The organism is Endozoicomonas sp. ALE010 (genome assembly GCF_049310165.1).
In the GTDB taxonomy this organism is placed as follows: domain Bacteria; phylum Pseudomonadota; class Gammaproteobacteria; order Pseudomonadales; family Endozoicomonadaceae; genus Endozoicomonas.
In genome coordinates this window covers 1-15,915 of record NZ_JBLYNV010000086.1, presented here as the reverse complement: position 1 = coordinate 15,915, position 15,915 = coordinate 1, and the positions used below count along the sequence as shown (strand labels likewise).

At 50.6% G+C, this 15,915-nt stretch carries 6 protein-coding genes; all 6 read right to left on the bottom strand.

Annotated features, from left to right (window positions below; genetic code table 11):
* On the bottom strand, positions 1–405 hold a 405-nt coding region (locus ACO6UY_RS22395), incomplete at its 3' end, for a hypothetical protein (RefSeq protein ID WP_422491299.1).
* A gap of 232 nt (positions 406–637) precedes the next feature.
* Positions 638–3,922, bottom strand: a complete 3,285-nt coding sequence (locus ACO6UY_RS22390; protein ID WP_422491298.1) for a DUF1601 domain-containing protein — start codon at positions 3,920–3,922, stop codon at positions 638–640.
* 190 nt (positions 3,923–4,112) lie between these two features.
* Positions 4,113–7,364, bottom strand: a complete 3,252-nt coding sequence (locus tag ACO6UY_RS22385) for a DUF1601 domain-containing protein (RefSeq protein ID WP_422450776.1) — start codon at positions 7,362–7,364, stop codon at positions 4,113–4,115.
* Between the two features lie 611 nt (positions 7,365–7,975).
* On the bottom strand, positions 7,976–11,128 hold the full coding sequence (locus ACO6UY_RS22380) for a DUF1601 domain-containing protein (RefSeq protein WP_422491296.1): 3,153 nt from the start codon (positions 11,126–11,128) through the stop codon (positions 7,976–7,978).
* A gap of 224 nt (positions 11,129–11,352) precedes the next feature.
* On the bottom strand, positions 11,353–14,250 hold the full coding sequence (locus ACO6UY_RS22375; protein ID WP_422491295.1) for a DUF1601 domain-containing protein: 2,898 nt from the start codon (positions 14,248–14,250) through the stop codon (positions 11,353–11,355).
* 87 nt (positions 14,251–14,337) lie between these two features.
* On the bottom strand, positions 14,338–15,915 hold a 1,578-nt coding region (locus tag ACO6UY_RS22370; RefSeq protein ID WP_422491293.1), incomplete at its 5' end, for a DUF1601 domain-containing protein.

Genomic DNA, 15,915 nt, shown 5'->3' with positions numbered 1-15,915 from the left:
CAAACGCATCAGCTGGCTTTGTTCAGCTCGATTTAACGGTCTTTTAGCAGTTGACGTGTATTTTTTAATTGAACTGGCATATTGACCGTGATGTCTCCCATCATAGCGATCACCGAAACGATAAGATTTACTCACCAGATCATCCATTATTTCCTGTTTGGTGAGAGCATTAAAATCTTGAGCAGGGTTTACTGAACGGTACTGTAGATGTTGAGAAGAGGGTGTGAAAGGAGAATGGTAAAATTCATTACGCCCCGGGGCAGTGCGGGAGGGGTTATCCCATTGTCTGACTGTGGCATATCTATATCGTCCACGCCTTGAAGAAGCGGCTTGGTTACCCGGTTGGTTGTAATCATTATCTGATCTTGTGTATTGACCACTGATACCAGCAGAGTTTCTATCCATAACTATATTTCATTAATTCATGAGACTATAAAAAGCAGACTGCTGTTCTGTTCAGAAGTTCATTTTGCTGGAATGTTGATAAATGTAAGCAGTGGGAGGAACTCATCTGCTCCTGATGCCATCCATCCGTTATCTTCAAAACATCCGGGGCGAAATTCAGGGGCAACAGGTCTTCAACGCTGGTAGAACTTTACTTGAATGTGAAAACGGTTCCTGGGGCGAAGGGAGGGGATTACTGGCTGTTTTTTCTCTTCCTCTTTGCTGGTTTGCCGGTTTGTTCTTTTAAATGTTCTTGGGCAGTTAAGTAGACGTGATCTGAGGGTTGCCTGTCATCAGCAGTAACGTATGAATCATCTGCCCACCTTCTTTTAAGTGATACAGAGCCATGCCCTTGTGGCGGGAAGCCTAGCCTGGTCTTTATTTGATCAATGTATGGTTTCATTAAATCCTGACTCAAGAGCATGTTAACCGGAATTTCAATGACCTCAAATCCTGCTTTTTGCAACAGTGCGATTTTAAGCAGAGTCGAACCATTCCTGGTTTTGAAATCACCACCCACGAAATGTGACGGTCCCTGAATTTCAATCACCATGTTGTGATCTGGCAGTAGCAGGTCAACCGGAGGCAATGAGTTCAGACTCTTTTCTTCTTCAATCCTCAAAGATGGAATGCATGATTGGAGTTGATCGCGGAAGTCGACCTGGGTTTTTGAAATGTTTGTCTGGTAATGGAGGACGACTGGACACGTTCTGCCAAGCCAAATGGCGGCCAGGGCAATAATGGATTGTTCCTCTTCATTGTCTGGGAATGTATTTTCCAGGCGAGTAAACAGGTCATCCATGTGCTTTTCAAGCACGTTAATGTTATTGGTATTGGAGAACAGAGACAATCTGGCATAGCATACCATTATTCCCCAGAGAGACATCAATATGGCTTTCTGAGAGAGCTGAGGGTTTTCACTGATTCGGTAGACCAGCGACTCGAACGTGGATGTAACCACGTTCAACTCAACGAGCTCACCCAGTTTCGCCATGGCCCACAGCAAGTTGGCGATGTGCTGAGGAATAAATTGGTCTTTGTTTGCGTTCACGTGGGGCAACAGCGCGGCCACGGCATCGTTGAACCCTGGTGACCACTTCTGCCCGTTTTCCACCAGTTTCGCCATGGCCCACAACAGGTTGGCAATTTCCTGAGGTTTAAAGTTAGCTTTCTGTGCGTTCACGAGGAGCAACAGTGCGGCCACGGCCTCTTTGAGTTCTGGTGTCTGCTCCTGTCCGTTGTCCACCAGTTTCGCCATGGCCCACAGCAGGTTGGCAATTTCCTGAGGTTTAAAGTTAGCTTTCTCTGGGTTCACTTGTGGCAACAGCACGGCCACGGCCTCTTTGAGTTCTGGTGTCTGCTCCTGCCCGTTGTCCACCAGTTTCGCCGTGGCCCACAGCAGGTTGGCGATACCCTGTGGTGTAAAGTTAGCTTTCTGTGCGTTCACGTGGGGCAACAGGGCGGCCACGGCCTCGTTGAGTTCTGGTGTTTGCTCCTGCCCGTTGTCCACCAGTTTCGCCATGGCCCACAGCAGGTTGGCGTTACCCTGTGGTGTAAAGTTAGCTTTCTGTGCGCTCACGTGGGGCAACAGTGCGGCCACAGCCTCTTTGAGCCCTGGTGTCAACTCATGCCTGTTATCCACCAGTTTCGCCATGGCCCACAGCAGATTGGCAATTTCCTGTGGTTTAAAGTTGGTTTTCTGTGCGTTCACGGGGGGCAACAGCACGGCCATGGCCTCTTTAAGTTCTGGTGTCTGCTCCTGCCCGTTGTCCACCAGTTTCGCCATGGCCCACATCAGATTGGCGATTTCCTGTGGATTAAAGTTAGCTTTCTGTGCGTTCACGAGGAGCAACAGTGCGGCCACCGCCTCTTTGAGTTCTGGTGTCTGCTCGTACCCGTTGTCCACCAGTTTTGCCATGGCCCACAGCAGGTTGGCGATACCCTGGGCATTAAGCTGGTCTTTCTGTGCGTTCACGTGGGGCAACAGCGCGGCCACGGCCTCTTTGAGTTCTGGTGTCTGCTCCTGCCCGTTGTCCACCAGTTTCGCCATGGCCCACAGCAGGTTGGCAATTTCCTGAGGTTTAAAGTTAGCTTTCTGTGCGTTCACGAGGAGCAACAGTGCGGCCACGGCCTCTTTGAGTTCTGGTGTCTGCTCCTGCCCGTTGTCCACCATTTTTGCCATGGCCCACAGCAGGTTGGCAATTTCCTGAGGTTTAAAGTTAGCTTTCTGTGCGTTCACGAGGAGCAACAGTGCGGCCACGGCCTCTTTGAGTTCTGGTGTCTGCTCCTGCCCGTTGTCTACCAGTTTCGCTATGGCCCATAGCAGGTTGGCGATACCCTGTGGTGTAAAGTTAGCTTTCTCTGGGTTCACTTGTGGCAACAGCACGGCCACGGCCTCTTTGACCTGCGGTGTCCGCTCCTGCCCGTTGTCCACCAGTTTCGCCGTGGCCCATAGCAGGTTGGCGATTTCCTGTGGATTAAAGTTAGCTTTCTGTGCGTTCACGTGGGGCAACAGTGCGGCCACAGACTCTTTGAGCCCGGGTGTCAACTCATGCCTGTTATCCACCAGTTTCGCCATGGCCCACAGCAGATTGGCAATTTCCTGTGGTTTAAAGTTGGTTTTCTGTGCGTTCACGAGGAGCAACAGTGCGGCCACGGCCTCTTTGAGTTCTGGTGTCTGCTCCTGCCCTTTGTCCACCAGTTTCGCCATGGCCCACAGCAGGTTGGCGATATGCTGAGGAATAAATGGGTCTTTTTGTGCGTTCACGAGGGGCAACAGCGCGACCAAAGCCTTGTTGAGTTCTGGTGTCTGCTCCTGTCCGTTGTCCGCCAGTTTCGCCATGGCCCACAGCAGGTTGGCGACACCCTGGGTATCAATATCCCTGGCTTGAGGTTTTTGGTTGCACTTGAATATTATTGCATCAAGTAGCGTTGACAGTAAGGCAACTTGAGTATGCTTAACACGCTCCTCCATGGGGTTATGAGGGGTAAAAACACCTGCTGAAGTCAATGAATGAAGTGTTGTCGTCAGGCTTCGCCAATTCCAGCTCCGTGTTACGGAAAAATTTTGCAGTAAACGTATCAGCTGGCTTTGTTCGGCTCGATTTAATGGTCTTTTAGACGTTGACGTGTATTTTTTAATTGAACTGGCATATTGACCATGATTTCTCCCATCATAGCGATGACCGAAACGATTCGATTTACTCACCAGGTCATCCATTATTTCCTGTTTGGTGAGAGCATTAAAATCTTGAGCAGGGTTTACAGAACGGCGCAGTAGATATTGAGAAGAGTATGCGGTAGAAGAATGGTAAAATTCATTACGCTCCGGAGCTGTGCGGGGGGGATGACCCCATTGCCTGACTGTGGCATGTCTATATCGCCCACGCCTTGAGGAGGCGGCATGGTCATCCGGTCGGTTGTAATCATTATTTGATCTTGTGTATTGACCACTGATACCAGCAGAGTTTCTATCCATAACTATATTTCATTAATTCATGAGAATATAAAAAGCAGACTGCTTTTCTGTTCAGAAGTTCATTTTGCTGGAATGTTGATAAATGTAATCAGTGGGAGGAACTCATCTGCTCCTGATGTCACCCATCCGTTATCTTCAAAGCATCCGGGGCGAAATTCAGGGGCAACAGGTCTTCAACGCTGGTAGAACTTTACTTGAATGTGAAAACGGTTCCTATTTGATCAATGTATGGTTTCATTAAATTCTGATTCAAAAGCTTGTTAACCGGAATTTCAATGACCTCAAATCCTGCTTTTTGCAACAGTGCGATTTTCAGCAGAGTTGAACCATTCCTGGTTTTGAAATCACCACCCACGTAATGAAAGGGCCCCTGAACTTCAATCACCATGTTGTGATCTGGCAGTAGCAGGTCAACCGGAGGCAATGAGTTCAGACTCTTTTCTTCTTCAATCTGCAAAGAGGGAAAGCATGATTGGAGTTGATCGCGAAAGTCGCCCTGGGTTTTTGAAATGTTTGTCGGGTAATGGGGGACGAATGGACACGCTCTCCCAAGCCAACTTGCGGCCATGGCAATGATGCGTTGATCCTCTTCATTGTCTGAGGATGTATTTTCCAGACGAGTAAACAGGTCATCCATGTGCTTTTCAAGCCAGTTATTGTTATTGGAGTCCAAAGACAATCTGGCACAGCAAACCATCACTCCCCAGAGAGACATCAATATGTCTTGCTGTGAGAGCTGAGGGTTTTCACTGATTTGGTAAACAAGCGATTCGAACATAGAGGTCACCAGGTTCAGCTCAACGAACTCACCCAGTTTCGCCGTGGCCCACAGAAGGTTGGCAATACCCTGTGCACTAAACTGGCCTTTCTGTGTGTTCACGAGGAGCAGTAGCGCGGCCACGGCCTCTTCGAGTTCTGGAGTCCACTCATGCCCGTTGCCCACCAGTTTCGCCATGGCCCACAGCAGGTTGGCGATATGCTGGGCATTAAACAGGTCTTTCTGTACGTTCACGTGTTGCAGCAGCGCAGACACGGCCTTGTTAAACTCTGGTGTCCGCTCTTGCCCGCTATCCACCAGTTTCGCCATGGCCCACAGCAGGTTGGCGATACCCTGGGCATCAAATTGGTCCTTCTGTGCGTTCACGTGGGGCAACAGCGCGGCCACGGCCTTGTTGAGCCCTGGTGTCTGCTCTTGTCCGTTGTCCACCAGTTTCGCCATGGCCCACAGCAGGTTGGCGATTTCCTTTGGTTTAAAGTTAGCTTTCTCTGGGTTCTTCACTTGTGGCAACAGCACGGCCACGGCCTTTTTGAGCTGCGGTGTCCGTTCCTGCCCGTTGTCCACCAGTTTCGCCGTGGCCCATAGCAGGATGGCGATTTCCTGTGGTTTAAAGTTAGCTTTCTGTGCGTTCACGAAGGGCAACAGCGTGGCCACGGCCTCTTTGAGCTGTGGTGTTCGCTCCAGCCTCTTATCAACCAGTTTCGCCATGGCCCAGAGCAGGTTGGCGATTTCCTGTGGTTTAAAGTTAGCTTTATGTGCGTTCACATCGGCCAATAACCTGGCCACGGCCTCATTGAGTTCTGGCGTCTGTTCCTGCCCGTTGTCCACCAGTTTCGCCATGGCCCAGAGCAGGTTGGCAATATGCTGAGGAATAAATTGGTCTTTCTGTACGTTCACGTGGGATAAAAGCGCGGCCACAGTCTCTTTGAGCCCTGGTGTTTGCTCCTGCCCGTTGTCTACCAGTTTCGCCATAGCCCATAGCAGGTTGGCGATACCCTGTGGTGTAAAGTTTGCTTTCTGTGCGCTCACGTGGGGCAACAGCGCAGCCACCGCCTCGTTGAACTCCGGTGTTCGCTTTTGCCTGTTGTCCACCAGTTTCGCCATGGCCCACAGCAGGTTGGTGATACCCTGTGGTGTAAAGTTTGCTTTCTGTGCGCTCACGTGGGGCAACAGTGCGGCCTCGGCACCGTTGAGCTCCGGTGTTTGCTCCTGCCCGTTGTCCACCAGTTTCGCCATGGCCCACAGCAGGTTGGTGATTTCCTGTGGGGTAAAGTTAGCTTTCTGTGCGTTCACGTGGGGCAGCAGCGCGGCCACGGCCTCGTTGAGTTCTGGTGTCTGTTCCTGCCCGTTCTCCAGCAGTTTTGCCATGGCCCACAGCAGATTGGCGATATGCTGAGGAGTAAATTGGTTTTTTCTTGCGTTCACGTGGGGCAATAGTGCGGCCACAGCCTCTTTGAGCCCTGGTGTCAACTCATGCCTGTTATCCACCAGCTTCGCCAGGGCCCAAAGCAGGTTGGTAATGCCCTGGGCATTAAATTGGTCTTTCTGTGCTTTCACGTGGGGCAACAGTGCGGCCACGGCCTCTTTGAGCCCTGGCGTCCACTCCTGTCCGTTATCCACCAGTTTCGCCATGGCCCACAGCAGGTTGGCAATGCCCTGGGCTTTAAATTGGTCTTTCTGTGCGTTTACGAGGGGCAACAGCGCGGCCATGGTCTCTTTGAGTTCTGGTGTTTGCTCCTGCCCGTTGTCCACCAGTTTCGCCATGGCCCACAGCAAGTTGGCAATTTCCTGTGGTTTAAAGTTAGCTTTTTGTGCGTTCACGTCTGGCAATAGCCTGGCCACGGCCTCATTGAGCCCTGGTGTCCGCTTCTGCCTGTTGTCCACCAGTTTTGCCATGGCCCAGAGCAGGTTGGCGATACCCTGAGCATTGAATAGGTCTTTCTGTGTGTTCACATGGGACAAAAGTACAGCCATAGCCTCGCTGAACTCTTGTGTTCGCTTCTGCCCGCTGTCCACCAGTTTCGCCATAGCCCACAGCAGGTTGGCGATTCCCCGGGCATCAATATACCTGGCTTGAGGTTTTTGGTTGCAGTTAAATATTATTGCATCCAGTAGCGTTGACAATAAGTTAGCTTGAGTAAGCTTTACATGCTCATCCATGGGGTTATGAGGGGTAAAAACACCTGCTGAAGTAAACGAGTGCAGTGTTGTCGTCAGGCTTCGCCAATTCCAGCTCCGCGTTGCTGTGAAATTTGGCAGCAAACGCATCAGCTGGCTTTGTTCCGCTCGATTTAACGGTCTTTTAGCAGCTGACGTGTATTTTTTAATTGAACTGGCATATCGACCGTGATGCCTCCCATCATAGCAATGACCGAAACGATAAGATTTACTTACCAGATCATCCATTATTTCCTGCTTGATGAGCGTATTAAAATCTTTAGCAAGGTTTACTGAACGGCGCTGTAGATGTTGAGAAGGGCATGCGTCAGAAGAACGGTAAAATTTATTACGCCCCGGGGTAGTGCGTGGGGTATTATCCCACTGTCTGACTGTGCCATGTCTATATTGCACACGCCTTGAAGAAGCGGCATGGTCATTCGGTTGGTTGTAATCATTATCTGATCTTGCATATTGACCACTGGCACCAGCAGAACTTCTATCCATAATTACATTTCATTAATTCATGAAAATATAAAAAGCAGACTGCTGTTTTGTTCAAAAGTTCATTTTGCTGAAATGTCTATAAATAGCTAACCATATGAAATCACATATTTCTGACTCCTTGTTCAGGCACTCCCGGCAACTGCTCCTGCGTTTCTCTAGCTCCTGCATCCATGCAGTCGTGCTTCGTTTCAACTCCGGTCACATAGCTACGGCTATGCTCCCTCCGTTGTGCCTCGCATAGCACCTGCCCAAGTAGCCAGAAATATGTGATTCCATATGGCCAGCTACTTAGACGTAAACGGTTGAGGAAACACATCTACTCCTGATGCCATCAATCCGTTATTTGCAAATCATCCTGGGCGAGATGTATGGGCAACAGGTGTTCAACACTGGCATTCCTTCCCGGTATGGGAAAAAGGTTCTTGCGTCATGATACTAGGAGGCTGAACGAGAATAGACTGCCCTACTGCGGTGGCAGCAAATTGGTCTAAAAAGTCGGAAATTTTTAGCAAATAAAACCACTATTCACTAAAAATTTCCGACTTTTTATCCTCAATTTTCTGCCATCCTCGCTACGGGCGCTATTCTCGGTCAGCCTCCTAGGAAGGCAATTACTGGTTGTTTGTTTTCTTCCTCTTTGCTGGTTTGCCGGTTTGCTCCTCTGAATGTTCTTCGGCAGTCAAGTAACCGTGATCTGAGGGTTGCCCGCCTTTATCAGCCGTAACGTATGCTTCATCTGCCCACCTTCTTTTAAGTGATACAGAGCCATGCTCCTGTGGCGGGATGCCTGTCCTGGTCTTTATTTGATCAATGTATGGTTTCATTAAATCCTGATTCCAAAGCATGGTAACCGGAATTTCAATGACCTCAAATCCTGCTTTTTGCAACAGTGCGATTTTCAGCAGAGTCGAACCATTCCTGGTGTTGAAATCACCACCCACGTAATGAAACGGTCCCTGAACTTCAATCACCATGTTGTGATCTGGCAGTAGCAGGTCAACCGGAGGCAGTGAGTTCAGACTCTTTTCTTCTTCAATCCTCAAAGATGGAATAGAAGATTTGAGTTGATCACGGAAGTCGACTTGGGTGTTTGAAATATTTGTGTGGTAATCGGGGACGACCGGACACGCTCTGCCAAGCCAACTGGCGGCCTGGGCAATGGTGCGTTGACCCTCTTCATTGTGCAGGAATGTATTTTCCAGACGGTTAAACAGGTCATCCATGTGCTTTTCAAGCATGTGATTTTTATTGGCAGTGGAGACCAGAGACAGCCTGGCACAGCAGACCATTATTCCCCAGAGAGACATCAATATGGCTTTCTGAGAGAGCTGAGGGTTTTCACTGATTCGGTAGACCAGCGACTCGAACGTGGATGTAACCACGTTCAACTCAAAGAGCTCACCCAGTTTCGCCATGGCCCACAGCAGGTTGGCAATAGCCTGGACATTAAATTGGCCTTTCTGTGCGTTCACGAGGGGCAACAGCGTGGCCAGGGCCTCTTTGAGCTCTGGTGTCTGCTCCTGCCCGTGGTCCAACAGTTTCGCCATGGCCCACAGCAGGTTGGCAATACCCTGTGGTTTAAAGTTAGCTTTCTGTGCGTTCACGTGGGGCAACAGCGCGGCCACGGCATCGTTGAGCCCTGGTGACCACTTCTGTCCGTTGTCCACCAGTTTCGCCATGGCCCACAGCAGGTTGGCGGTTTCCTGTGGTTTAAAGTTGGCTTTCTGTGCGTTTACATGGGGCAACAGCGTGGCCACGGCCTCTGTGAGTGGTGTCCTCTCCTGCCCGTTGTTCACCAGTTTCGCCATGGCCCACAGCAGGTTGGCAATATGTTGAGGATTAAATTGGTCTTTCTGTGCGTTCACATGGGGCAACAGTGCGGCCACGGTCTCGTTGAGTTCTGGTGTCTGCTCGTGCCCGTTGTCCACCAGTTTCGCCATGGTCCACAGCAGGTTGGCGATACCCTGGGCATCAAATTGGTCCTTCTGTGCGTTCACATGGGGCAACAGCGCAGCCACGGCTTCTTTGAGCTCTGGTGTCGGCTCCTGCCCGTTGTCCACCAGTTTTGCCATGGCCCACAGCAGGTTGGCGATTTCCTGTGGGTTAAAATTAGCTTTCTGTGCGTTCACGTGGGCTAGCAGAGCGACCACAGCCCCGTTGAACTCCGGTGTCCGCTCCTGCCCGCTGCCGACCAGTTTCGCCATGGCCCACAGCAGGTTGCTAATATGCTGAGGAATAAATGAGTCTTTCTGCACGTTCACGAGGGGCAACAGCGCGGCCACGGCCTCTTTGAGCCCTGGTGTCCGGTGCTGCCTGTTGTCCACCAGTTTCGCTATGGCCCAAAGCAGGTTGGCGATACCCTGGGCATCAAATTGGTCTTTCTGTGCGTTCACGTGGGGCAATAGCACGGCCAAGGCCTCTTCGAGCCCTGATGTCGGCTCCTGTCCGTTGTCCAGCAGTTTCGCCATGGCCCACAGCAGGTTGGCGATATGCTGAGGAGTAAATTGGTTTTTCTGTGCGTTCACGAGGGGCAACAGCACGGCCACGGCCCCGTTGAGCCCTGGTGTTCGCTCCTGCCCGTTGTCCACCAGTTTCGCCATGGCCCATAACAGGTTGGTGATTCCCTGGGCATTAAGTTGGTCTTTCTGTTCGTGCACGAGGGGCAACAACGCGGCCACAGCCAGGTTGAGCTCTGGTGTACGCTCCTGGCCGTTGCCCACCAGTTTCGCCATGGCCCACAGCAGGTTGGCGATATGCTGAGGAATAAATTGGTTTTTCTGTGCGTTCACGAGGGGCAACAGCACGGCCACGGCCCCGTTGAGCCCTGGTGTTCGCTTCTGCCCGTTGTCCACCAGTTTCGCCATGGCCCATAACAGGTTGGTGATTCCCTGGGCATTAAGTTGGTCTTTCTGTTCGTGCACGTGGGGCAACAGCGCAGCCACGGCCTCGTTGAGCTCTGGAGTCCGTTTTTTCCCGTTGTCAACCAGTTTCGCCATGGCCCACAGCAGGTTGGTGATTCCCTGTGGTTTAAAGTTAGCTTTCTGTCCATTTACGTGGGGTAACAGCGTAGCGACGGCCTCGTTGAACACTGGTGTCCGCTCCTGCCCGTTGTCCACCAGTTTTGCCATGGCCCACAGCAGGTTAGCTATTCCCCGGGCATCAATATCCCTGGCTTCAGGTTTTTGGTTGCAGTTAAATATTATTGCATCAAGTAGCGTTGACAATAAGTTAGCTTGAGTAAGCTTTACACGCTCATCCATGGGGTTATGAGGGGTAAAAACACCCGCTGAAGTCAATGAATGAAGTGTTGTCGTCAGGCTTCGCCAATTCCAGCTCCGTGTTACGGAAAAATTTTGCAGTAAACGTATCAGCTGACTTTGTTCGGCTCGATTTAATGGTCTTTTAGACGCTGACGTGTATTTTTTAATTGAACTGGCATATTGACCGTGATGTCTCCCATCATAGCGATCACCGAAACGATAAGATTTACTCAGCAGGCCATCCATTATTTCCTGTCTGGTGAGGGTATTGAAATCTTGAGCAGAGTTCACTGAGCGGAACATTAGATTTTGAGAAGAGCATGCGTCAGAAGAGTGGTACAATTCGTTGCGCCCCGGGGTAGTACGGAGGGGATTATCCCACTGTTCGACTGTGCCATATCTATATTGCACACGCCTTGAAGAAGCGGCATGGTCATCCGGTCGGTTGTAATCATTATTTGATCTTGTGTATTGACCGCTGATACCAGCAGAGTTTCTATCCATTTTTATATTTCTTTAATTCATGAAAATATAAAAAACAGACTGCTGTTTTGTTCAAAAGTTCATTTCGCTGAAATGTCTATAAACGTAAACGGTTGGGGAAGCACATTTACTCCTGATGCCATCAACCCGTTATTTTCCAATCATCCGGGGCAACAGGTGTTCAACACTGACATTCCTTCCCGGCATGTGAAAACGGATCTTGAGTCATGATAGGAGGAAGGCAATTACTGGCTGGTTGTTTTCTTCCTCTTTGCTGGTTTGCCGGTTTGCTCCTCTGAATGTTCTTCGGCAGTCAAGTAACCGTGATCTGAGGTTTGCCCGCCTTTATCAGCCGTAACGTATGCTTCCTCTGCCCACCTTCTTTTAAGTGATACAGAGCCATGCCCCGGTGGCGGTAAGCTTATCCTGGTCTTTATTTGATCAATGTATGGCTTCATTAAATCCTGACTCAAGAGCCTGTTAACCGGAATTTCAATGACCTCAAATCCTGCTTTTTGCAACAGTGCGATTTTCAGCAGAGTCGAACCATTCCTGGTGGTGAAATCACCACCCACGTAATGAGAGGGACCCTGAACTTCAATCACCAGGTTGTGATCTGGCAGTAGCAGGTCAACCGGAGGCAGTGAGTTCAGACTTTTTTCTTCTTCAATCTGCAAAGAGGGAAAGCATGATTGGAGTTGATCGCGGAAGTCGGATTGAGGTTTTGACATGCTTGTCTGGTAATGGGGGACGAGCGGGCATGATCTCCCAAGCCAACTTGCGGCCATGGCAATAACGTATTGTTCCTCTTCATTATTGTCTGGATTGTCTGGGAATGTATTTTTCAGGCGAGTAAACAGGTCATCCATGTGCTTTTCAAGCCAGTTATTGTTATTGGAGTTTAGAGACAATCTGGCACAGCAAACCATTACTCCCCAGAGAGACATCAATATGTCTTGATGTGAGAGCTGAGGGTTTTCACTGATTCGGTAAACAAGCGATTCGAACATAGAGGTCACCACCTTCAGCTCAACGAACTCACCCAGTTTCGCCGTGGCCCACAGCAGATTGGCGATTTCCTGTGGTTTAAAGTTAGCTTTCTGTGTGTTCACGTGGCGCAACAGCGCGGCCACGGCCTCGTTAAACTCTGGTGTCCGCTCTTGCCCGCTATCCACCAGTTTCGCCATGGCCCACAGCAGGTTGGCGATACCCTGTGGTTTAAAGTTATCTTTCTGTGCGTTCACGTGTGGCAACAGCGCGGCCACGGCCTCTTTAAGCTCTGGTATCCTATCCTCCCCGTTGTCCAGCAGTTTCGCCATGGCCCACAGCAGGCTGGCGATTTCCTGTGGTTTAAAATAGGCTTTCTCTGGGTTCACTTGTGGCAACAGCACGGCCACGGCTTCTTTGAGCAGCAGTGTCCGCTCCTGCCCGTTGTTCACCAGTTTCGCCATGGCCCACAGCAGGTTGGTGATTTCCTGTGGTTTAAAGTTAGCTTTCTGTGTACTCACGTGGTGCAACATTGCGGCCACGGCCTGTTTGAGCCCTGGTGTCTGCTCCTGCCCGTTGTCCACCAGTTTCGCCATGGCCCACAGCAGGTTGGCAATATGCTGAGGAATAAATTGGTCTTTCTGTGCGTTCACGTGGGGCAACAGTGCGGCCACAGCCTCGTTGAGCTCTGGTGTCCGCTCCTGGCCGTTGTCCACCAGTTTTGCCATGGCCCACAGCAGGTTGGCGATATGCTGAGGAATAAATTGGTCTTTCTGTGCGTTCACGTGGGGCAACAGTGCGGCCACGGCCTCGTTGAGCGCTGGTGTCCGCTTCTGCCCGCTATCCACCAGTTTCGCCATGGCCCAAAGCAGGATGGCGATACCCTGAGCATTAAATTGGTCTTTCTGTGCGTTCACGTGGGGCAACAGCGTGGCCACGGCCTCTCTGATCTCTGGTGTCCGCTCCTGCCCGTTGTCCACCAGTTTCGCCATGGCCCACAGCAGGTTGGCAAAATGCTGAGGAATAAATTGGTCTTTCTGTGCATTCACGCAGGGCAGCAGCGCGGCCACGGCCTCGTTGAGCCCTGGTATCCGGTGCTGGCCGTTGTCCACTAATTTCGCCATGGCCCACAGCAGGTTAGTAATACCCTGTGCATTAAATCGGTCTTTATGTACGTTTACCCGGGACAACAACGCGGCCACGGCCTCGTTGAATGCTGGTGTCGGTTCCTGCCCGTTGTCCACCAGTTTCGCCATGGCCCACAGCAGGCTGGCGATTTCCTGTGGTTTAAAGTGAGTTTTCTGTGCGTTCACGAGGGGCAATAGCCCGGCCACGGCCTCATTGAGCTCTGGTGTTCGCTCCTGCCCGTTGTCCACCAGTTTCGCCATGGCCCACAGCAGGTTGGCAATATGCTGAGGAATAAATGGGTCTTGCTGTGCGTTCACGTGGGGCAACAGCGCGGCCACAGCCGCGTTGAGCCCTGGTGTTCGCTCCTGCCCGCTGTCTACCAGTTTCGCCATAGCCCACAGCAGGTTGGCGATTTCCTGGGCACCAACATAGCTGGCTTCAGGTTTTTGGTTGCACTTGAATATGATTGCATCAAGTAGTGTTGACAGTAAGGCAGCCTGAGTAAGTCTGACACGCTCATCCAAGGGATTATGAGGGGTAAAAACACCCGCTGAAGTAAATGAGTGCAGTGTTGTCGTCAGGCTTCGCCAATTCCAGCTCCGCGTTGCTGTGAAATTTTGCAGCAAACGCATCAGCTGGCTTTGTTCAGCTCGATTTAACGATCTTTTAGCAGTTGACGTGTATTTTTTAATTGAACTGGCATATTGACCGTGATTTCTCCCATCATAGCGATCACCGAAACGATAAGATTTACTCAGCAGGCCATCCATTATTTCCTGTCTGGTGAGGGTATTGAAATCTTGAGCAGGGTTTACTGAACGGTACTGTAGATGTTGATAAGAGCGTGTGAAAGAAGAATGGTAAAATTCATTTCGCGCCGGGGCAGTGCGGGAGGGTTTATCCCATTGCCTGACTGTGGCATACCTATATCGTCCACGCCGTGAAGAAGTGGCTTGGTCATCCGGTTGGTGGTAATCATTGCCTGATCTTGTGTATGGACCACTGATACCAGCATAGCTTCTATCCATAATTATATTTCATTAATTCATGGAAATATAAAATGCAGACTGTGGTTCTTTTCAGAAGTTCATTTTGCTGGAATGTTGGTTAACTACTTACTGGCTGGTTGTTTTTTTCCTCTTTTCTGGTTTGCCGGTTTGCACTTCTGAATGTTCTTCGGCGGTTAAGTAACCATGATCTGAGGGTTGCCTGCCTTTATCAGCAGTAACGTATGGCTCATCTGCCAGCCTTCTTTTAAGTGATACAGAGCCATGCTCCTGTGGTGGGATGCCTATCCTGGTCTTTATTTGATCAATGTATGGTTTCATTAAATCCTGATTGCAAAGCCTGTTAACCGGAATTTCAATGACCTCAAATCCTGCTTTTTGCAACAGTGCGATTTTCAGCAGAGTCGAACCATTCCTGGTGTTGAAATCACCACCCACGTAATGAAACGGTCCCTGAATTTCAATCACCATGTTGTGATCTGGCAGTAGCAGGTCAACCGGAGGTAATGAGTTCAGACTCTTTTCTTCTTCAATCTTCAAAGATGGAATAGATGATTGGAGTTGATCACGGAAGTCGACCTGGGTTTTTGAAATGTTTGTCTGGTAATCGCGAACGACCGGACAGGCTCTGCCAAGCCAACTTGCGGCCATGATCATGATGGATTGATCCTCTTCATTATCTGGCGATGTATTTTCCAGGCGAGTCAACAGATCATCCATGTGCTTTTCAAGCACGTTATTTTTATGGGCATTGGAGTCCAGAGCCAACCTGGCACAGCATACCATTACTCCCCAGAGAGACATCAGTATCTCTTGCTGAGAGAACTGAGTGTTTTCACTGATTCTGTAGACAAGAGAGTTGAACGTGGATGTAAACACGTTCAGCTCAATGAGCTCACCCAGATTCGCCGTGGCCCACAGCAGGTTGGCGATTTCCTGTGGTTTTACATTAGCTTTCTGTGCGTTCACGAGGGACAACAGCGATGCCACGGCCTCGTTGAACTCTGGTGTCTGCTCCTGCCCATTCTTCACCAGTTTCGCCATGGCCCACAGCAGGTTGGCGATATGCTGGGGAATAAATTGGTCTTTCTGTACGTTCACGTGGGGCAACAGTGCGGCCAGAGCATCTTTGAACTCTGGTGTTTTCTCCAGCCCGCTGTCCACCAGCTTCGCCATGGCCCACAGCAGGTTGGCGATATGCTGAGGACTAAATTGGTCTTTCTGTGCATTCACGTGGGGCAACAGTGCGGCTACTGCATCGTTGAGCCCTGCTGTCCACTCCTGCCCGTTGTCCACCAGTTTCGCCATGGCCCACAGCAGGTTGGCGATTCCCTGGGCATTAAATTGGTCTTCTTGTGCGATCACGTGGGGCAACAGCGCGGCCACGACCTCGTTGAGCCCTGGTGTCTGCTCCTGCCCGTTGTCCACCAGTTTCGCCATGACCCACAGCAGGTTGGCGATTTCCTGGGCATTAAATTGGTCTTCTAGTGCGATCACGTGGGGCAACAGCGCGGCCACGACCTCGTTGAGCCCTGGTGTCTGCTCCAGCCCGTTGTCCACCAGTTTCGCCATGGCCCACAGCAGGTTGGCGATTTCCTGGGCATTAAATTGGTCTTTCTGAGTGTTCACGTGGGGCAACAGTGCGGTCACAGCCTCTTTGAGACCCGGTGTCTGCTCCTGCCCGTT